Origin of the sequence: Pseudomonas arabinosi (assembly GCF_047758675.1) — a bacterium.
Classification (GTDB): domain Bacteria; phylum Pseudomonadota; class Gammaproteobacteria; order Pseudomonadales; family Pseudomonadaceae; genus Aquipseudomonas; species Aquipseudomonas arabinosi.
Map to the genome: position 1 here is coordinate 947841 of NZ_CP180480.1, position 19989 is coordinate 967829.

Here is a 19989-nt window from a genome sequence, read left to right on the forward strand (position 1 = left end):
TGGAACCATCAAGCGATGGGTGTACCCCTCGAAAGCGGTTTTCTCGGTGATAGCCTTAATGATGTTTGGTCGTGTACCCAAGTGGTATCAGTTCAACGCTGATACATCTTGGTATAGGCGCCTCAAATGCTGGTCAGACATGTCCAGAATCGGCTCGTACATGAACGAGTTCAGATGGATGTTCTCCGGCGTCATCAGCGTGACACGTTGCAGTATCTGAATCGCTTCGACTTGATCTGAAAATGTTTCTCTGTAGCGCCGTAGCAGGACGGGTGTTTGATTCGAGTTGATACTGGCGAGCCAATCGTCATCGATGATCCGGGCGGCCATGAATTTCTCAGCCAACAGTCTCGTGGCAATAGCAAGTACGACCTTGTTCTCGAAATTGATACCATCCGGCGCCTGCAAGCACGCCTTAGCCTCAAAATCTATGATCTCAAGAACTGTTTCTGCCCCGTTTGGGGACCTTCCCGTGGCGCCAAAGAGTCGGTCATAGATGCCGTCCAGATCTGCAACAGTGATCTGGTTTGACCTTGCCTTCCAGTGCAAGAGGGCGGTCAACAGATCGTAATCAGCGTCGCCATCGCCTTTGGTGTACTCGATTAAGTTTCGCATGAAAGGAATGCAGCCGATCTTCTTACGACGATCCCCGTAGAAGTTGGGTTTCCAAGAGTTCATGAAGATATTTTTGATGCCGATTGCCTCTTCCAGCTTCACCCCGGCGCTGGTTTTGGACACCATGAAGCAATTGCTTCGCCGCACTAGGCTACGGCTTTCGATGGTGCGATAAAAATCAAAGTTATGAGTCAGGATCAGTTGTTTGAAGGTGTGATCTTCGGCGAGGTCGATGAGGTATTGAATAATTGCATACTTATTTTTGTAGTCGAACGAATCCGCAATGTCATCAACAATCACCAATGTTTCTTTGCCAGACTGACGCCGTACTTCAATGTCGAATAGCATGTTGAGCACATAGAACGCTTTCTTCTCGCCGGTACTGAGTGTTTGCAGCAAGGCCTCACGACCGACCTGAACCTCCTCTTCCCCATCTTGAAAGACGAAGCCTAGGCGCAGTACTGCTTCCTGGCCGAGCATCACTTCAACTTTGTTGATCGCCTCCAACCGGAAAGGCACGACAAAACGATCATTAAAGATATCGATGACTGCTTGCCATTGCGTCCCTTCGCGGGCGGCTTGCTCTTGGATTTCCTTAGTGCGAATTGCAGCAGCCTGAACCTTCTCCAGTAAATTTACGTACAGCTCGTAGTTCGCTTTGATGTATGACTTCCAGAGTTTTTCCTTGAACGCCGGCAGGTCTATCAGTTCGGGCAGCAGTTCTTCGTGCTCCTGCAAATATGCCTCAAAGTCGCGTAGGGTGACGTTTTTCTGAATCTGCTTTTCAAGCGCGTCAAACTTTGAACGAAGCTCTGCGTCGGTAGAGATTTTTTCCTTCTCCTCTCGTATAAGCTGTTCAAGCTGATCCTCAGAAGTAATTTCGACCCGGCTGTCGCCATTGAGACTGACGGTGTGTTTGGCTTGGAAAAATCCGTTCTCCTTCAATTGGCGCGCGACGATGGAAGCGTTGTAATAGGTGAACGTGCCCTTCTTAAAGTATTTCGAAGCCGCAAGCAGTTCGTTGTATTTTTTTACGTAGTCGTCAATGGCTGTCTTGGAGTCACCGTCGGCCAAAAATGCTTGGACTTTCTCGTCCATGACCGTCTCGTAGGGGATAGCTGCAAGAGGGGTGTCTGGTTGCTCTGCAATTTCATCCTTGATCCGGATCAGAGCAACGTTGAACTGGTCGGCACCGGCAGTAAAAGTTGAGGAGATTTCGCGCTCGATATCCCGCTTGGTTTTTGACTGAGTTTTAAGTGCTTTAATAAACGCAGATTTCGCGATATTTATTTCGGCATGGAGCGCTTCAAACTCTTTACGTAAATCAAGGTTCACCAGAAGAGTCGCCGTCTCTTCCTTCTGGTTGGATACCTCTTCATAAGGACGAAGAACCAAGATGCAGTTCGATGGCAGATCCTCCCCCAATTCGTTGGTTATTACTCGCTGCGTGGCTCGATCAGGAAAAATGCGATCTTTTGATTTATTACCGTCGGCGATGTCTTGGAACGTGTTAGCTAGCGAACTTTTCATGGCGCCGTTTGGCGCATAAATGGCGACGGTGGAGGAGTTGCTGAAGTCCAGAACCGCATCGAGCTTACGGATGCCGTAGCAGTTTTCCAGCGCAAGGTTCAGTTTATTCATTGCTCAACCATCCTCCATGGAAATTGGGGCATGCGTAGATAACGAATTATTGTTGCGGGGCAGTTATTTCTGATGAGCGAAAGGATAGCTCTGACTGGGCAATACGCTACATTATTTCACTAGTGGACCTAGTGCCATGAGCGCTCGCAATCTCTTGTAGATCCCATCGAATTTCTAGGGATAAAATTCAAAAAAAAGTAAAATAGCCATCGGATTTATTGATGTAATGTCTCGTTCGTTTGTAACCACCAAGGTGCCAATGGAAATGAACTTGAAACAGGTGGTTGGGATTCTGTACGATTCGGGCCGGCGTACCCGTCTCAACTATCCCGGTTAGATGACTGCGGAGTTTAAGCGACTCGTTGTTTCGACAATGCGTCAGTACGGAAATCCGAGGCGGGTGCGTCACTTGTCTTTTTTGCACCACCAAGCCGCCAACGTGGCTACTTGAGTGATGTCTGCTGCGCTAAGCGGGCGCTTTGTCCACTCCGTTGGATAGGTGATTTCTTCTCGAATCCGAACCAGGAGTGAATGGCTCACTCCGTCAATCGTAAGTGCCTGCCGATACCAGCACATCAGATACCTTGATTCCTTCGTCATCGAGCCGTTGACTTCTAAACCGACGAAGTTACAGGTGTAACGATCTGGCGGTTTTCCGAGGAATGCTTTCAAGTGGGGAACAGCCCTAAGCGACAATGTACGTCTTGCCTCTGACTTTGAGCGTCTTGTGATGTGTCGCCAAGCCAACCGGGTGACTTGAAGGCGGCCCACCAAGGGGTTACTCCACTGCTTTGATTTCAGCGCTTTGTATGCGCTCCGTGCTTTCGGCAGCACATCCGTGGAAAGCGGGCCAATCGTTTGTGAAGTGGTGCGATACGACCATGACGCGTAGTCGTACAGTCGAGTCAGGTCGTACCGAAGCGAGGGTCGTAGGTACTGTGTTTTTGGTATTTTGGTAGGAGTCTTGAGCGGGGTGCGCGGGTCGGTTACATACCAATAGAGTCGATCCATTGGCGGTGGTGGCACCCAGATTACCAGTCCGGGCATTCCTGTCCCTGACAGTGCTTCAAGCGTTTTTCTATCGATTGCTAGCGTAATTGAATCTGCATCTGAGGTTCTACGATAAGACGGGCCAGCTTTCACTTGCGCGTGTGCAGTTATCAGTTTATTCGTTAGTGCGATATGTCGGAACGAAAGCTTTACGTCAACTTTCCCAGCGTCCTCAGCCATCGTAGTAGCCGTGGTTTCAGCGCAGGTAGCAATTCCCAGTAGGCCGGCTGCATATCGTGCAGCAGCGGCGCCGTCGGTTTTTGTATGAGAGGCTAGCGTCATTTTAGATGAGTAATCAACAAAGTTATAAACCGAACAATCTTGCCCCTTTTCCGAGTGTGTGGATAGCCTTTATCGACATGGGGAAGCATCACGCCGGAGGCGCAAGCGTTAGCTGTTAATGATTCTATAAGCGGAAAAGTTGAGCTTGCAATGCTATCTATACCGCAGTGTGTGATAGGGAGTTGATCCCACGCATGCGGTACAGATGACTGTTTCAAGTGAATGCCTATGACCGAGTAAGGTGCATACCTGCGATGCCATAGCTGAAGAAGAGTAATTTCGGGGAATAAAAAAACCGCATCATGGATGCGGTTTTTTTTAAATGGTGGGCCTCCCCGGAGTCGAACCGGGCACCAACGGATTATGCTTACCACTTCGATTTTCACCGCCCCTTTCGGGTTCGTGGTCTGGACTGTCTCTTACCTTTCGGCCCGCCCGTACAGTCTCTACACCTTCCTCAATTCGAGGCTTGGCTCGGGATTACCACGCTTACGCAGAGGCTTCCCCGAATTTGAGCGATTCTACCAAGGGACAGAGTGAACTTACCCCAAGGCAACCCATTTGTTCAGCACCATGCCCTGAGGGTTTAGGTGCTGATCTGTTAAGTCCGCTGCTCTAACCAACATGAGCTAGAGGCCCAAAAACATCTTTGAGGCTATAAAATCGATGGTTTAAATACCACCCTTTACTACATACCACATAAGAACCTACGACCAAGGGATTATGAGTCCCCTGCTCTAACCAACTGAGCTATAGGCCCTCAGTAGGCCGCGGATTATAGCGACGGTTTCTCGGCTGTGCTATCCGAAAAGTCTGAAATGGCTATACGAAGAAACGTCGCGGCAAATTCTTCCGGTGGCAAGGGCAGGCTGACGATGTAGCCCTGGATCTGTTCACAGCCTTCGGCAGCGAGGAATTGCTGCTGCGCGAGGGTTTCGACGCCCTCGGCGATGATGGTGAATTGCATGCTGCGGCCTAAGGCGATGATGGCGCGAACGATGGCTGCGTCGTGGGGATCATCCGGCAGGCCGCGGACGAAAGACTGGTCGATCTTGAGAATGTCCAACGGCAGACGTTTGAGGTAACTCAGGGACGAGTAACCGGTACCGAAGTCGTCGATGGCCAGTTGCACGCCCAGGTGTTTGAGTTGATGCAGCACTGCCAGCGCCTCTTCTGCCTGGCTCATGATGAAGTTTTCAGTAATTTCCAGTTGCAGGAAACCGGGTTTGAGGCGGTTGTCCTTGAGCAATTGTTCGATCCGGCCGAGCAGGTTCGGCTGGCGCAATTGAGCCCCCGCGAGGTTGACCGACAGCGGGCCGACGGGTTCGTAAACCTGATTCCACTCGAACATCTGCCGGCAGGCGGTTTCGAGAACCCAGTCGCCGATTTGCAGGATCATGCCGTTTTCTTCGGCCAGCGGAATGAAGTGCTCCGGCGGCACATCGCCGAAGGTCGGGTGGCGCCAGCGAATGAGCGCTTCTGCGCCGACCAGACGATGGTCGACCAGGCTGATCTTCGGTTGATAATGGAGGTGCAGTTCGTTGCGCTCGATAGCGCGTCGCAGCTCATGTTCCAGTGCCACTCGCTCGCTGGCTTGAGCGGTGAGGTCGCGGGTGTAGCTTTCGACCCGGTTGCGACCCTTGGCCTTGGAGCGGTACATCGCCGCATCGGCGTTTTTGACCAGCGTGGCGACGTCGCAGCCGTCCTTGGGATACAGGCTGGTGCCGATACTGGCGCTGATAAAAAACTCATGTTCTCCAGCCTGGAACGGTGCGCCGAAGCAATTGAGCAACTTGGTCGCGATGTTGTCGGCGTCACTGGATTGCTGTAACCCGGGCAGCAGGATGATGAATTCGTCGCCGCCTAGGCGCGCCACGGTGTCGATGTCGCGCAACTGCTCCTTGAGGCGCACGGCAATGCCCTTGAGCAGCAGGTCGCCGACCGGGTGCCCCAGGCTGTCGTTGATGTGTTTGAAACGGTCCAGGTCCAGGAACAGCACCGCGCCCTGGCCGCCGTTTTCCTGTTGGTTGTTGAGCGCGGTCAGCAATCGGCTCTCGAACAGCGTGCGATTCGGCAGCCCGGTCAGCGGGTCGTGGTGTGCCTGGTAATCGAGCTTGGCCTGGGCGTGTTTGAGGCTGGAAATGTCCGCGAACACCGCGACAAAGTGGGTGACGAATCGGTCCCGGTTGCGCACCGCACTGATGGTCAGCCAGCTCGGATAGAGCTCGCCATTCTTGCGCCGGTTGGAAATTTCGCCCTGCCAATGACCTTCGGCGGTCAGTTGATGCCACATGGCGGCATAGAACGCGCTGTCGTGCAGGCCCGAAGCGAGCAGGCGAGGGGTGTGGCCCAATGCTTCGCTCTCGCTGTAGCCGGTGATTTCGGTAAACGCACGGTTGACCGCGCTGATGTGCTGTTGGGTGTCGGTGATCAATACGCCTTCGGCGGTGCTCTCGAATACCGTGGCGGCCTGTTGCAGTTTCTCCTGCATCAGGTGTCGCTCGGTGATGTCCCGGGCGATGGTCAGCATGCAATCTTCATCGCCGATCGGTAGCGGACGGCTGGACACCTCGCAGAGGCGGATCTGTCCGTCGCTGCGGCGTATATGGCAACTGAAGTCGCGGACGAAACCGTCCCGGTGCAGCAAATCGAGCAATTGTTTGCGTTCGTTGAGATTGACCCAGATTCCCAGCTCGAGGGCGGAGCGATCCACGGACATCGCGCTGTTGAAACCGGTAATGCGACTGAAACCCTCGTTGACCTCAATCAGTAAACCGTCGCTCTGCCGGGACAATAGCAAGCCGTCGGGTGAGGCATGGAAGGCCTTGGCGAATTTCTCTTCGGAGGTTTGCAGCTGTTTCTGGGTTTCCTTGAGCTGGCTGATGTCTCGCACGACCACTACCAGCGCAGGGGTTGTATCGAGGTCGAACGGTTCAGCGGAGATCAGACCGGTAAACACTTGGTCATTGTTGCGGCGAAAGGGCATCTCCAGGTTTCGGATGCTGCCGGCCTGCAACCGTTGCAACAACCCGGGCCCGACGCCGGGTATGCCCCAGATGTTCAGGTCGGTGGCCGTCTGGCCGATGACGTCTTCGGCCTTGAGACCGATCTGTTCTTCGAACGCTTCGTTGACCTCCAGCAGGCAGCCGTCGGAGAGTCGCGCGATGACCAGAATGTCCGGGCATTGCTGGAACACCGAGGCGAACTTCTGTTCCGACAGGCGCAACGCCTCTTCGGTGCGCTTGGCTTCGCTGATGTCGATCATCAGCCCGCGTCTCACCGGTTCATGACCGTGTTCGATCAGGCTGACGATATCGCGCACCCAAATGCAGCGGCCATCGGCGGTGATGACCCGGTAGTCGAGGCTGTGATCGCGCCCGGCCAATACTTCGTGATCACAGAAGGTCTGGGCGCGGGTCAGGTCGGCCGGGTGGATAATGTTGCGCCAGAAGCCCGGAATCAGCCAATGAGACAAGGGGTAACCGAGCAGGTCCTCGGCATGGGGCGACACATAGCTGTAGGTGAAATCGCTGATCCGCGCTTCCCAGGCGATGGCCGAAAGACTCTCCACCAGCCCGCGGTAATGGTATTCGCTGCTGCGCAGTTCTTGCTCCAGGTCGACCCGGCGGGCAATTTCTGAACTCAGCCGACGGTTGATCCGGATCACCATCGCCAGCACGATGATCAGCAGCAGTAATCCTGGCAGACCGTAAACCAGCAGATCGTTCCAGAATGTCCGATGATCGAGGACGTTGCCGACCCAGTGCTCCTGAATTTCATTGATTTCGTTCGGGGTCATGTCCGCCAGGACTTTATCCAGAATGCCGACCAGTATCTTGTTATCCCGGGGCACGCCCATTGCCAATTGATAGCGATAGGGGGTTTCGCCGCTGACGTAGAGCCCGTCGAGCTTGAGCTGACGCAGGCTCCAGACGCTGGAGGCGAGATCGCCGACCACCGCGTCCACTTCATCGGTAGCCAGCGCCTGCAGCGCTGAGCTGACGTTAGGCATCGCCACCAGATTGAGGTCGGGATTGTGGGTGCGCAACAGCTCGTGGGGGGCGTAGTTTTCCACCACGGCGACTTTCAGACCGTACAAGTCTTCGAGTTTGCGTGGCTGGGGGCCTCCGACATGGGCAAGGATGACAATCGGGAAGTCCAGATAGGGGCGGGTGAATGACAGGTAAGCCTGGCGCTCCGGGGTCGACATGATGCCAGGCAGCAGGTCCAGCTTGGCTTGTTTGGCCTGCTCCAGGACGACGGTCCAGCTGACGGGCTCGATAGGCGTGAGCTTGATGGCCAGGCGTTGACGGATGAGGTCGATATAGTCTGCCGCAAGGCCCTGATAACGGCCCTGATCGTCGCGAAACTCGAAGGGTGGCCATGACGCATCGACACCCAGGCGCAAGTCCGGGTGAGCCGCCAGCCAGCTACGTTCTTCGTCGGTCAGAGTCAGCGCGCCAGCCGTTGCGGTCCAGGTCAATAGCGACAGCAAAAAAAGCACGGTCGGCAGTCTGGGCATAACGGTCTCGTTATGGCTCGGGGAATGTTTCGAGTGTAGACGGGCAATTCGGAGGGGGGGAGGTGCAGAGGATTTAATCTGTATAAAAGCAAAACCCCCGGCCTGGGCCGGGGGTTTTGTTGTTACTCGTCGAGGAAGGAGCGCAAATGCTCGCTTCTCGTCGGGTGGCGCAGCTTGCGCAGCGCCTTGGCTTCGATCTGACGAATCCGTTCACGGGTCACGTCGAACTGCTTACCAACCTCCTCGAGGGTGTGGTCGGTATTCATGTCGATACCGAAGCGCATGCGCAGAACCTTGGCTTCACGGGCAGTGAGGCCGGACAGAACTTCGCGAGTCGCTTCTTTAAGGCTCTCAACAGTGGCGACATCGATTGGCGACTGCATGGTCGAGTCTTCGATGAAGTCACCCAAATGGGAGTCTTCGTCATCACCGATCGGGGTTTCCATGGAGATCGGCTCTTTAGCGATCTTCAATACCTTGCGGATCTTGTCCTCAGGCATTTCCATGCGTTCGCCCAGCTCTTCCGGGGTCGGTTCGCGACCCATTTCCTGCAACATCTGGCGGGAAATGCGGTTGAGCTTGTTGATCGTCTCGATCATGTGCACCGGAATACGGATGGTGCGGGCCTGGTCGGCGATCGAGCGAGTGATCGCTTGACGGATCCACCAGGTGGCATAAGTCGAGAACTTGTAGCCGCGGCGGTATTCGAATTTGTCTACCGCTTTCATCAAGCCGATGTTGCCTTCCTGGATCAGATCGAGGAATTGCAGACCACGGTTGGTGTACTTCTTGGCGATGGAGATCACCAGACGCAAGTTCGCTTCTACCATCTCTTTCTTCGCGCGGCGGGCCTTGGCCTCGCCGATCGACATGCGACGGTTGATGTCCTTGATCTCGGCGATCGTCAAACCGGTTTCGGTTTGCAGCGCGGTCAGCTTCTGCTGGCAACGAATGATGTCCGGTTGCAGGCGACCAATGGCTTCAGCGTATTTGCTTTTGCCTTTGGCCAGTGCGTCGGTCCAGCTTTCGTCAACTTCGTTGCCCGGGAACTGGCGCAGGAAGTCGGCACGCGGCATACGAGCATCACGAACGCAAAGTTGCATGATCGCGCGCTCTTGTTGACGCAGACGATCCAGGGCACTGCGAACACGCTCGACCAGGCCTTCGAATTGCTTCGGAACCAGTTTGATCGGCATGAACAGCTCAGCCAGGAGCACCAGCTCGGCAATTGCCAGCTTGTTGCCACGACCGTGCTTTTTCAGCGCCTTGCGGGTGACTTCCATCTGATCGGAGACAGCGCCAAAGCGCTGAGCTGCGATGACCGGATCCGGACCGCTTTCGGCTTCTTCTTCGTCGTCGGTGCTGGCTTCAGCTTCGTCGTCGTCGGTGTCGTCATCCGCTTTCACGGCTTTCGGATCGACAGGCGGCGGCACTTCGGCTGCAGGCGGCGCAATGCCGTCGTCCGGGTCGATATAACCGCTCAGGACGTCGGACAGGCGGCCACCTTCGGTGGTGACGCGAGTGTATTCGGACAGAATGTGGTCAACCGTGCCAGGGAAGTGCGCAATTGCGCCCATCACTTCGCGGATGCCCTCTTCAATACGCTTGGCGATTTCAATTTCGCCTTCACGTGTGAGGAGCTCTACCGTACCCATTTCACGCATGTACATGCGCACTGGGTCGGTGGTGCGACCAATGTCGGTCTCGACCGCTGCCAACGCTGCTGCTGCCTCTTCGGCCGCGGCTTCGTCGGTATCGGCGTCGGCCAGCATAAGGGAATCCTTATCTGGCGCAACCTCGAATACGTTGATCCCCATGTCATTGATCATGCGGATGATGTCTTCCACCTGTTCCGGATCTGAAATATCCTCCGGCAGGTGGTCGTTGACCTCCGCGTAAGTCAGGTAACCCTGCTCACGACCAAGTGTGATCAACTCTTTGATACGAGACTGCTGTTGCGCTTTTCCGGACATAACACCCTATCCACTGAAGGTCTTGGCGGGCAAAAAACAAGCCGAGGATTATACCTGAGCTATGACCTCACGCGCCAGTTGAGGTCGGGCTTGTTGCGGAAACATTGCGACTTAATAGGTCGCGCAGTTGATTTTTCTCTTCGGCACTCAGTTCACTTTGACGTGCTTTCCTGAGAAGTTGTTCCAGGTTTCGCTCGCGTTGGCGGGCTGACAAGCTAGTAATGGTGTCGAAAAACTGTTGTTCAAGGTTATCTCCGTCAATCAGCCATTCCTTTTCTGCCAGCGCCTTGAGCAAACGTCCTTGCTCCGTACCGTGCCAGCGTGCAATCAACTGAAATGAGTTTAGCTTGGGATTCTTCTGTACGGCTTCGAGAAGGGCCACCAGTAATTGCGTGTTGGTGTGATCCTCGGCAGCAAAGTGCCCGGCATCCTCGACTTTCTCGGCCAATTGCGGGTGATGCAATAGCGTGCGCAAGGCGGCCAGGGTCGGTGGCTCTACAGCGGCCGGCACCCGTGGCGCGCGGGGTTGATCGTGATCACCGCCGCGTTTGCCGTTTTTGTCCCACGGTTTTTTGTCCCATTTTTTGCCGCCGGCGCCGGGTTTCTTCGGCGTCCATTCCTGCTGCGGCACATACATCTCTTGTGCCTGCGGCTGATGGTGGTCGCTGTAATCCGGCATGGCGTCGTAATCGATGCCCGGGTCGTACGCCGGCGGCGCTTCCTGGGGTGCGCTTTGTACCAGTTGGCTCACGGCTTCACCGCTAAGCCCGGTAATTTCGGTCAGGCGCTGACGCATCAGGATGCGCAGGTTCGCCCCCGGGACTTTGTCGATTAGCGGTGCTGCGAGGGTGGCCATGTGGGCCTTGCCTTCGAGCGAGCGTGGGTCCGATTCCTCGGTCAGCTGTTGAAAAAAATAATCCGCCAATGGTTGGGCGTGCTGGTTGATCCGTGCGCGGAAGGCATCGGTGCCTTCGGAGCGGACCAGCGTGTCCGGGTCTTCGCCTTCGGGGAGGAACAGAAAGCGTGCGCGCCGCCCGTCCTGCAGGCTCGGTAGCGCTGCCTCCAATGCCCGCCAGGCGGCATTTCGACCTGCCTGATCTCCGTCGAAACAGAACAGCACGTTGGGCACGACGCGAAACAGGCGCTTCAAGTGCTCTTCGCTGGTGGCGGTGCCCAGGGTCGCGACAGCATTGCGCAGGCCTTGCTGGGCGAGGGCGATAACATCCATGTAGCCTTCGACGACGATGATTTCGTCGAGGTTGCGGTTGTTCTTGCGCGCTTCATAAAGGCCGTAGAGTTCCTGGCCCTTATGGAATACCGGGGTTTCCGGTGAGTTCAGGTATTTCGGCTTGTCGTCGCCCAGTACCCGGCCGCCGAAAGCGATGATTCGCCCGCGGCTGTCGCGGATCGGGAACATCACGCGATCGCGGAAGCGGTCATAGCGTTTGCCGGTTTCGGCGTTCTCGATCAGCAGGCCGGCATCGATCATGGCTTTCTGCTGCAGGGTGTCGCTGCTCAAGTGCTTGAACAGATTGTCCCAGCCAGGCGGGGCAAAGCCGAGGCCGAAGTCTCGGGCGATTTCGCCGGTCAGTCCGCGACCTTTCAAGTAATCCACAGCTGCTTTTCGCGATGGATGGCTTTTCAGTGCCTGACGGTAAAAGTCGGCGGCGGCGGTGAGTAGCGGGTAGAGCGGCGAATCGGTCGGCTGCCGCGGTTTGTGCGGCCGTCCGCTTTCTTCGCGGGGGATTTCCATGCCGGCGGCTTTGGCCAGTTCTTCGACAGCCTGGACGAAATCCAGATTGTCGTGGTCCATCATGAAGCCGAGGGCGTTGCCGCCAGCGCCGCAGCCAAAGCAATAATAGAACTGCTTGTCGGGGCTGACGCTGAAGGAGGGGGTTTTCTCTTTGTGAAACGGGCAGCAGGCAGTGTAATTCTTGCCGGCCTTTTTCATTTGCAGGCGCGAGCTGACCACATCGACGATGTCGGTGCGGTTCAGAAGGTCGTCAATGAAGCTCTGGGGAATTAGCCCGGCCATGGCGTTCTCGTCATCTGCGCTGCAATGGATCCGAAACGAAGAGCGGCTGAGCGCGGGTCGTTGTTTGAGGCGCGCAAAATGTGCGGCTCGACCGGTGTCGTCTGCGTAATCGCTGTCGGGAAGTGTATCTGCCGAAAATCCACTGACGTTAGTACCAATCAGTATTCGACTATTTGAAAATGTTGCGCTGAATCCGGCTGCGACCAGTCGATGGCCTCGGATAGCTCATAAGCTGGCACGCAAGAAGGTGCCTTGGGCTGATCGTCGTGAGAGGAATCAGTGGGTGTGCTCGTCAGTAGCCTTGGAAGGCTCGTCAGAAAAGACGTGCACCGCTGGCAAAAGAGCCAGGTCTGACGCTGTGAAGCAGATTTGTCTCGGTCGCGTCTGCGGCTTTGACGGTGAAGCATCAAGCGTTTTCCGCAAATGCCATTAGCCCGGCTGAGGGCCGGGCTTGGCAGAAGCTTGCTACGAACGTCTGTGTATTAGTACAGACGAACCGCGCGGCGCTGTTCGCGCTGAACTTTCTTGGCGTGACGCTTAACAGCGGCTGCTGCTTTACGCTTACGCTCAGAAGTAGGCTTCTCGTAGAATTCGCGGCTACGAACTTCAGCCAGTACACCGGCTTTTTCGCAGGAGCGCTTGAAACGACGCAGAGCTACGTCGAAGGGTTCGTTCTCTTTTACTTTGACGGCTGGCATCCAGAGCTACCTTCATTCATTACCGGGGTCAACATCCTCGTGGCAAAAGAGCACTTGAAGACGTCGGTTTTTAAGGGTTGCGGATGTTAACTCCTCATCGACCGGAATGCAAAGCCTCTGATCGAAAACCGCTAGTCGGGGCATCCCATGGCGACTATTATGCGCGCCTTCGAATTCAGCCTAAACAAGGCGCAAACCCATGCTAGTACTGGGATTAGAAACCTCCTGCGACGAAACCGGTGTCGCATTATATGACAGTGAGCGCGGCCTGCTGGCCGACGCACTGTTCAGCCAGATCGACCTGCACCGCGCCTATGGCGGGGTCGTGCCGGAGCTGGCCTCGCGTGACCACGTCAAACGCATGCTGCCCTTGATTCGTCAGGTGTTGGCCGAAGCTGACTGTGTGCCGACCGAGATCGACGCCATCGCTTATACCGCGGGTCCTGGCCTGGTCGGTGCCTTGCTGGTGGGCGCCTCTTGCGCTCAGGCGCTGGCCTTCGCCTGGGGCATTCCGGCGCTGGGTGTGCATCACATGGAAGGTCACCTGCTGGCGCCCATGCTGGAGTCGCAACCACCGGAATTCCCGTTCGTCGCTTTGTTGGTGTCGGGCGGTCATACGCAGCTGGTTCAAGTCGACGGGATCGGTCAATACACGCTCTTGGGCGAGACCCTCGACGATGCCGCCGGTGAAGCTTTTGACAAGACCGCGAAGATGATGGGCCTCAATTATCCGGGTGGCCCGGAAATCGCCCGGCTGGCGGAGCAGGGGGTTGCAGGACGTTTCACTTTCCCGCGTCCGATGTGTGACCGCCCGGGCCTGGCTTTCAGCTTCAGTGGCTTGAAAACCTTCGCCCTGAACACCTGGCAGCAGAGCGTCAGCGCCGGGGACGACAGCGAGCAAGCCCGTTGCGACATCTCGCTGGCGTTCCAGCAGGCCGTGGTGGAGACTTTGACCATCAAGTGCAAGCGAGCCCTGAAACAGGCCGGTATGAAGCGTCTGGTGATCGCTGGCGGCGTCAGCGCCAACAAGGCTCTGCGTACTTCGCTGGAGAAGATGCTCGGCGACATGAAGGGCGATGTTTTTTATGCCCGTCCGGAGTTCTGCACCGACAACGGCGCGATGATTGCCTTTGCCGGCTGCCAGCGTTTGCAGGCCGGTCAGCATGAAAGCCTGGCGATCAGCGTGCAGGCGCGTTGGCCGATGGAGCAATTGTCGGCGCTGTGATGACGTGTGGGATGAGCGGCGCTCATGCCCGGTATTTAAAAATGCCGTTCGCGCCCGGCAAACAGGTCGCGTAGATTGCCCCGATGGCGCCAGACGATCAGTCCCGTGAGTGCGCTCATGGGCAGCAGTGCTGCCGGCTCTTGCCAGGCCAGTAGCGGCAGGGTCAGCGGTGTGGCGATTAAGGCTGCCAGTGAGCTGGTGCGAGTCAGGTAGAACGTCAGCAGCCAGGCGCAGACTGCCAGCAGTGCGGCGGGCGGATAGAGACCCAGCAACATGCCGGCAGAAGTGGCGACACCCTTGCCACCGCGAAAGCGAAAGTACAGCGGGAACAGGTGACCGATGACGGCACAGACGCCGATCCAGGCCTGCTCTTGAAGCGAAAGGCCCGCAACGCCGGCGATCAGTACGGGTAGCAGACCTTTGAAGAGGTCCCCGATCAAGGTCAGGACGGCGAGTTTTTTGCCGGCCAGGCGCAACATGTTGGTGGCGCCGGCATTGCCCGAGCCACTCATTCGCGGATCGGGGTTACCGGTCAGGCGGCTGAGCAAAATGGCGAAGGACAGAGAGCCGAGCAGGTAGGCGAGGGTCGCCAGTAACCAAAACATGCTAACTATTCCGGGCGAGGACGCCCTGATTCTAACGGCGCATTGCGCCCTTGTCGTGCAGCGGAGAAAAGTGCTTGGACAGAGTGTTTATCGAGGGCCTGGAAGTCGACACCGTGATTGGTGCCTACGACTGGGAGCGAGGCATCCGACAGTGCTTGCGTCTTGATCTGAGCTTCGCCTGGGATAATCGCCCGGCCGCCGCCGGTGATGACCTGACGCTGGCGCTCGATTACGCCAGTGTGTCGTCGCGTATCCAGGCCTTTGCCGAGCAGGCGCAGTTCCAGCTGGTCGAGACCTTCGCCGAGCGTCTGGCTGAAGTCCTGATGAGCGAATTCAACATCACCTGGATGCGCCTCAAGCTGACCAAGCCAGGCGCCATCCCGGCTGCCACGGGTGGTGTGGGCGTGGAGATCGAGCGCGGATGTCGCTGACTCAGGTGTTTCTCGGGCTCGGTAGCAATATCGAGCGCGAATCCCATTTGCAGGCTGGCCTGGAAGCCTTGGCGGGCTTCCTGGTGGATATACGCTGCTCGGCGGTGTTCGAAAGCCAGCCAGTGGGGATCAAGAGCGGGCCGTTCTTCAATTTTGTGGTGTCGGCTTTTACCGATTTGCCGCTGATGGAGCTGGATCGCCGGCTGAAATTCATCGAGGCGGACAATGGCCGTTATGCGCCAGACCGCAAGGGTTTGCCGCTGGATATCGATGTGCTGCTGTTCGGCGATCTGGTGGGTAACTTCGATGGCTTGATCCTGCCGCGGGCAGAAATTCTGAAAAATGCCTTCGTGCTGTGGCCGTTGTCGCTGATTGCGCCGGATCGCGTGCATCCGGGGGTAGGCAAAAGCTTTGCGACGTTGTGGCGTGAGGCGCAGATTGATCAGGTGTTGGCGCCGGTGGCGTTTGAATGGCGCGGTGAGCAGCTGACGCCTTCGAATTTGTTGTGAGGCGGATGACGCCTTCGCGGGCAAGCCCGCTCCCACAGGGCTTGCGCTGACCTTGTGGGAGCGGGCTTGCTCGCGAAGCTTTTCAGGCAGACGCCGCCTCTTTGTAAGCCTTTAGCGCTTTAAGCCGCTCACGCTTGATCGCCTCACCCAACTCCGGCCCTTTGAATCCCTTCTCCAGCAACGGCTGAACCGCTACGGTCCGAGTAGCATTTGCCGCTCCCCGCAAATATTCCGCCTGTGGATAACTTCGCTGTTCCAGGCCTTTGCGTCCTCGGGCGTCCATCTCGCACGCCGCGATAAATTCCTCGAACCGATGTGGCCGACGGTAAACGTCAAAACTCTGCAGCAACTCCAGCAGCGTCGACGGCTTCAGCTCCAGGGCACGATGGCCGTGGGTGTGATATTCGCCCACCAGCAGTGCCAGCTCCTGACAGTCCTTCGGCGCCTTGAAGCGTTCGTTGACCGCTTTGATCAGCTTCAAGCCCTTGTGCTCATGAGCAATGTGTCGGGGCCACTCTTCCTCGGGCGTCAGTCCCTTGCCGAGGTCGTGCAGTAGGCAGGCCCAGCGCACGGTGAGTGGTTGTTTGTGCTGCGCCGCTTGCTCCAGCACGCTCAGGGTGTGCACGCCCGTGTCGATTTCCGGGTGATGGGCTTCCGGTTGCGGTACGCCGAACAGGGCATCGACTTCCGGCATCAATACCTTGAGAGCTCCACACTCGCGCAGTACTTCGATGAACACCTGTGGCTGATCTTCCATCAGGGCGCGGGAAATTTCCTTCCAGCTACGTTCGGCGGTCAAGGCTTCGAGTTCTCCTGACTCGCTGAGTTGGCGCATCAGTTCCAGTGTCTCCGGCGCGACGGTGAAACCGAGCCCTGCATAACGAGCAGCGAAGCGGGCAACACGCAGAACCCGGAGCGGATCTTCGGCGAACGCGGGGGAAACGTGACGAAGCAAGCGCGCCTCGAGATCGCGCTGACCGTGGTAAGGGTCGGTCAGGTTCTGCTGATCGTCTTCGGCCATGGCATTGATGGTCAGGTCACGGCGAATCAAGTCTTCTTCGAGGGTGACTTCGGGGCTGGCGTGAAAGGTAAAGCCGCCGTAACCGCGTCCGCTTTTGCGCTCGGTCCGGGCGAGGGCGTACTCCTCACCGCTTTTTGGGTGAAGAAATACCGGGAAATCAGCACCCACCGGCCGAAAGCCCTTGGCGAGCATTTCTTCAGTGGTAGCGCCAACCACAACCCAGTCGATGTCGGTGACAGGCTTGCCCAGCAGGCGATCACGTACCGCGCCGCCGACTTTATAAATCTGCATAAAAAACCTCCGTTAGCCCGACAGAATAACCTTTGCGTCGAACTTCCGGAGGCAGAAACAGGATCAAAGATGGATGACAGCCAGGTCCAGCCGGCCGTAATCCCCCTCGGCGTGTTCACCTCTGGGTGGAACATGATGGACTTTCATCACCTGATCGCCTTGCAGGGTTTCCAGGTGAATGTCGAAGCCCCAGAGGCGGTGCAGGTGTTTGAGCACTTCCTCGGTGGACTCGCCCAGCGGTTTGCGGTCGTGTTGCTGGTGACGCAAGGTCAGGGAGCGGTCGCCGCGCCGGTCGATGCTGTAGATCTGCACGTTGGGTTCGCGATTGCCGAGGTTGTACTGCGCCGCCAGGGTTTCACGGATGATGCGGTAGCCCGGCTCATCGTGTATGGCGGGCACCAGCAGATCGTCCTTCTGGTCGTCATCAAGAATGCTGAACAACTTCAGGTCACGGATCACCTGGGGTGACAGGTACTGCAGGATGAAGCTTTCATCCTTGAAGCTGCTCATGGCGAACTTGATGCTCGACAGCCAGTCGGTGCCGGCAATCTCAGGGAACCAGCGGTAGTCCTCTTCGGTCGGGTGTTCACACATGCGGCGGATGTCCCGGTACATGGCAAAGCCCAGGGTGTAGGGATTGATGCCGTTGTAGTAGGGGCTGTCGAAGCCGGGTTGATAGACCACGCTGGTATGGGACGTCAAAAACTCCATCATGAAGCCGTCAGTCACCAGGCCTTCGTCATACAGGTCATTCATCAGGGTGTAATGCCAGAACGTGGCCCAGCCTTCGTTCATCACCTGAGTCTGTCGTTGCGGGTAGAAATACTGAGCGATCTTGCGCACGATTCGCACGATTTCCCGCTGCCATGGCTCCAGCAGCGGTGCATGTTTTTCGATGAAGTAGAGGATATTTTCCTGAGGTTCGGCGGGGAAACGCGCGTTGTCCTTGTCGCTGTACTTGTCTGCACCTTTTGGAATGGTCCGCCACAGATCGTTGATCTGTTTCTGCAAATGCTCTTCCCGATCCTTTTGCCGGCGACGTTCTTCTTCGGCGGAAATCGGATAGGGGCGTTTGTAGCGATCGACCCCGTAGTTCATCAGGGCGTGGCAGGAATCCAGCAGGTCCTCGACCGCGTCGATACCGTGGCGCTCTTCGCACTGCATGATGTATTGCTTGGCGAAAACCAGGTAGTCGATGATCGAACTGGCGTCAGTCCAGGTGCGGAACAGGTAGTTGCCTTTGAAAAAACTGTTATGCCCGTAGCAGGCATGGGCGACGACCAACGCCTGCATGCAGATGGTGTTTTCTTCCATCAAGTAGGCGATGCAGGGGTCCGAGTTGATCACGATTTCGTACGCCAGACCCATCTGGCCGCGAGAGTAGGATTTCTCGGTGCTGAGGAAGTGTTTGCCGTAGGACCAATGGTGATAACCCAGCGGCATGCCGACAGAGGCGTAGGCGTCCATCATCTGCTCGGCGGTGATCACTTCGATCTGGTTAGGGTAAGTATCGAGCGCGTAGCGAGCCGCCAGACGACTGATTTCTTTGTCGTAGGCCTGAATCAGCTCGAACGTCCATTCGGAGCCGGTGGAAATGGGTTGGCGCTTCTGCTCTTTGGCGGTCATGTCACTAACCTGCGCTGGAAGAGTTCACGGAAGACCGGGTAGATATCCCCGGCCGAGACCAGTTGTTGCTGGGCAAAAGTGTCAGAGAAGGCTTCGGCGATGCGTTCGTACTCGAACCACAGGGCCTGATGTTCGCGGGGGGTGATCTCAACGTAAGTGTAGTACTGCACGAACGGCATGATCTGGTTGATCAGAATGTCGCGGCAGATTGGCGAGTCATCGTTCCAGTTATCGCCGTCGGAGGCCTGGGCGGCATAGATATTCCACTCGTTGCTCGGATAGCGTTCGGCCATGATCTCCTGCATCAGTTTCAAAGCGCTGGAAACGATGGTGCCGCCGGTTTCGCGAGAATAGAAAAACTCCTCTTCATCCACTTCCCGGGCACTGGTGTGGTGGCGGATGAACACGACGTCGATCTTGTCGTAGTTACGTTTAAGGAACAGGTACAGCAGGATAAAGAAACGCTTGGCGATGTCCTTGGTCGCCTGGGTCATGGAGCCGGACACGTCCATCAGGCAGAACATTACCGCCTTGGAACTGGGGTTGGGTTGCTTGATGAGCAGGTTGTATTTGAGGTCGAAGGTATCGAGGAACGGTACGCGATGAATGCGCGCACTGAGTTTTTCGATTTCTGCTTCGATTTTCTGAATATCGCCGAAGTTGTCGGGCTCATCCCGCTTCAATCGCAGCAGTTCTTCTTTGGCTTCGCGTAATTTTGCCCGACTGCTGCCAGACAGGGCGATTCGCCGTGCATGGGCCGAGCGCAAGGTGCGGATAATGTTGATCCGCGACGGATTGCCCTCGTTACTGATCCCGGCACGAACGGTCTTGAAGGTGTCAGTGCCGGTCAGGTTACGCTTGACCAGGTTAGGCAACTCAAGGTCCTCGAACATGAATTCGAGGAATTCCTCCTGGGTGATCTGGAAGACAAACTCGTCCATCCCTTCGCCCGAGTTGCCGGCCTTGCCGGGGCCTCTGCCACCGCCACCTCCGGGTGGGCGGGCAATGTGCTCGCCGCTGGTGAATTCCTTATTGCCCGGGTGCACGACGGTCTGCTTGCCACCGCGACCGTGGTGAAGCACCGGCTCGTCAATGTCGCGGCCGGGGATGCTGATCTGTTCGCCGTGCTCCATATCGGTAATGGAGCGCCGACTGACCGCCTCTTCGACAGCCTTTTTGATGTGATCACGGTAACGCCGCAGAAACCGCTGACGGTTCACCGTGCTCTTGTTCTTGCCATTGAGACGTCGGTCGATCACATAGCTCATGACTGCTCCTTAGAAGCTGTCCTGAAAGGGGCGAGCGGTTATGCAGCATCGACGGTGCCAAGGGATGTTCACGCTCCCCCAAGCGCTTTTGGACGCTGACTGAACCTCGCTACCGACTTTCGAACACCTTCCAGAGGTCTGTGTAACAGAAAATGCGTACACAGGCCTCTGGCTGACGACAACCGGTCTGACCGGCA

12 protein-coding genes are annotated in these 19989 nt (G+C 56.7%); 3 read left to right on the plus strand and 9 right to left on the minus strand.

Annotation, left to right across the window (positions count from 1 at the left end; all coding sequences use genetic code 11):
* Positions 1-87: 87 nt before the first annotated feature.
* The 5 genes from ACMXYJ_RS04280 to rpsU form a co-directional block, all read right to left on the minus strand.
* Positions 88-2256 carry a hypothetical protein gene (locus ACMXYJ_RS04280; RefSeq protein WP_415758907.1) on the minus strand — a complete coding sequence of 723 codons (2169 nt, stop codon included), beginning with the start codon at positions 2254-2256 and terminating at the stop codon, positions 88-90.
* Between the two features lie 2107 nt (positions 2257-4363).
* Entirely contained in the window at positions 4364-8110 is a 3747-nt protein-coding gene (locus tag ACMXYJ_RS04285) for an EAL domain-containing protein (protein WP_415758908.1), read from the minus strand.
* 122 nt (positions 8111-8232) lie between these two features.
* Positions 8233-10083, minus strand: a complete 1851-nt coding sequence (rpoD, locus tag ACMXYJ_RS04290; protein ID WP_415758909.1) for an RNA polymerase sigma factor RpoD — start codon at positions 10081-10083, stop codon at positions 8233-8235.
* Between the two features lie 67 nt (positions 10084-10150).
* Positions 10151-12118 (minus strand): DNA primase, encoded by a 1968-nt coding sequence (dnaG, locus tag ACMXYJ_RS04295; RefSeq protein WP_415758910.1) that lies wholly within the window; start codon positions 12116-12118, stop codon positions 10151-10153.
* Positions 12119-12600: 482 nt separating this feature from the next.
* On the minus strand, positions 12601-12816 hold the full coding sequence (gene rpsU / locus ACMXYJ_RS04300; protein ID WP_002551877.1) for a 30S ribosomal protein S21: 216 nt from the start codon (positions 12814-12816) through the stop codon (positions 12601-12603).
* A 199-nt stretch (positions 12817-13015) separates the two neighbouring features.
* Between rpsU and tsaD the strand changes: the two genes are divergently transcribed.
* Entirely contained in the window at positions 13016-14041 is a 1026-nt protein-coding gene (tsaD, locus tag ACMXYJ_RS04305) for a tRNA (adenosine(37)-N6)-threonylcarbamoyltransferase complex transferase subunit TsaD (RefSeq protein WP_046045367.1), read from the plus strand.
* 35 nt (positions 14042-14076) lie between these two features.
* Here tsaD and plsY read toward each other — a convergent pair whose 3' ends face one another.
* The gene (plsY, locus tag ACMXYJ_RS04310) at positions 14077-14646 is read right to left on the minus strand and encodes a glycerol-3-phosphate 1-O-acyltransferase PlsY (protein ID WP_008147193.1); all 570 of its coding nucleotides are present in this window, start codon (positions 14644-14646) and stop codon (positions 14077-14079) included.
* Between the two features lie 74 nt (positions 14647-14720).
* On the opposite strand from plsY, the gene folB reads away from it, so the two are divergent.
* Together folB and folK are read left to right on the plus strand one after the other, a co-directional pair.
* On the plus strand, positions 14721-15077 hold the full coding sequence (gene folB / locus ACMXYJ_RS04315) for a dihydroneopterin aldolase (RefSeq protein WP_008008297.1): 357 nt from the start codon (positions 14721-14723) through the stop codon (positions 15075-15077).
* Positions 15068-15586 (plus strand): 2-amino-4-hydroxy-6-hydroxymethyldihydropteridine diphosphokinase, encoded by a 519-nt coding sequence (gene folK / locus ACMXYJ_RS04320; protein ID WP_008147195.1) that lies wholly within the window; start codon positions 15068-15070, stop codon positions 15584-15586. Before folB ends, folK begins: the two co-directional genes overlap by 10 nt.
* A gap of 82 nt (positions 15587-15668) precedes the next feature.
* Here the strand turns inward: folK and ACMXYJ_RS04325 are convergent, their stop codons facing one another.
* From ACMXYJ_RS04325 to ACMXYJ_RS04335, 3 genes are all read right to left on the minus strand, one after another.
* A complete protein-coding gene (locus ACMXYJ_RS04325) occupies positions 15669-16898 on the minus strand; it encodes a multifunctional CCA addition/repair protein (RefSeq protein ID WP_415758911.1) in 1230 nt (409 codons plus the stop codon).
* A gap of 63 nt (positions 16899-16961) precedes the next feature.
* A complete protein-coding gene (locus tag ACMXYJ_RS04330; protein ID WP_415758912.1) occupies positions 16962-18524 on the minus strand; it encodes a SpoVR family protein in 1563 nt (520 codons plus the stop codon).
* The gene (locus tag ACMXYJ_RS04335; protein WP_095127215.1) at positions 18521-19792 is read right to left on the minus strand and encodes a YeaH/YhbH family protein; all 1272 of its coding nucleotides are present in this window, start codon (positions 19790-19792) and stop codon (positions 18521-18523) included. The genes ACMXYJ_RS04330 and ACMXYJ_RS04335 overlap by 4 nt, the downstream gene beginning before the upstream one ends.
* Positions 19793-19989 lie beyond the last annotated feature (197 nt).

Coding starts and splice junctions, on each gene's coding strand:
- plsY (WP_008147193.1), bottom strand. CDS start 14,646: ATGTTTTGGTTACTGGCGACCCTCGCCTACCTGCTCGGCTCTCTGTCC.
- tsaD (WP_046045367.1), top strand. CDS start 13,016: ATGCTAGTACTGGGATTAGAAACCTCCTGCGACGAAACCGGTGTCGCA.
- folK (WP_008147195.1), top strand. CDS start 15,068: ATGTCGCTGACTCAGGTGTTTCTCGGGCTCGGTAGCAATATCGAGCGC.
- dnaG (WP_415758910.1), bottom strand. CDS start 12,118: ATGGCCGGGCTAATTCCCCAGAGCTTCATTGACGACCTTCTGAACCGC.
- ACMXYJ_RS04285 (WP_415758908.1), bottom strand. CDS start 8,110: ATGCCCAGACTGCCGACCGTGCTTTTTTTGCTGTCGCTATTGACCTGG.
- ACMXYJ_RS04335 (WP_095127215.1), bottom strand. CDS start 19,792: ATGAGCTATGTGATCGACCGACGTCTCAATGGCAAGAACAAGAGCACG.
- ACMXYJ_RS04280 (WP_415758907.1), bottom strand. CDS start 2,256: ATGAATAAACTGAACCTTGCGCTGGAAAACTGCTACGGCATCCGTAAG.
- rpoD (WP_415758909.1), bottom strand. CDS start 10,083: ATGTCCGGAAAAGCGCAACAGCAGTCTCGTATCAAAGAGTTGATCACA.
- ACMXYJ_RS04330 (WP_415758912.1), bottom strand. CDS start 18,524: ATGACCGCCAAAGAGCAGAAGCGCCAACCCATTTCCACCGGCTCCGAA.
- ACMXYJ_RS04325 (WP_415758911.1), bottom strand. CDS start 16,898: ATGCAGATTTATAAAGTCGGCGGCGCGGTACGTGATCGCCTGCTGGGC.
- rpsU (WP_002551877.1), bottom strand. CDS start 12,816: ATGCCAGCCGTCAAAGTAAAAGAGAACGAACCCTTCGACGTAGCTCTG.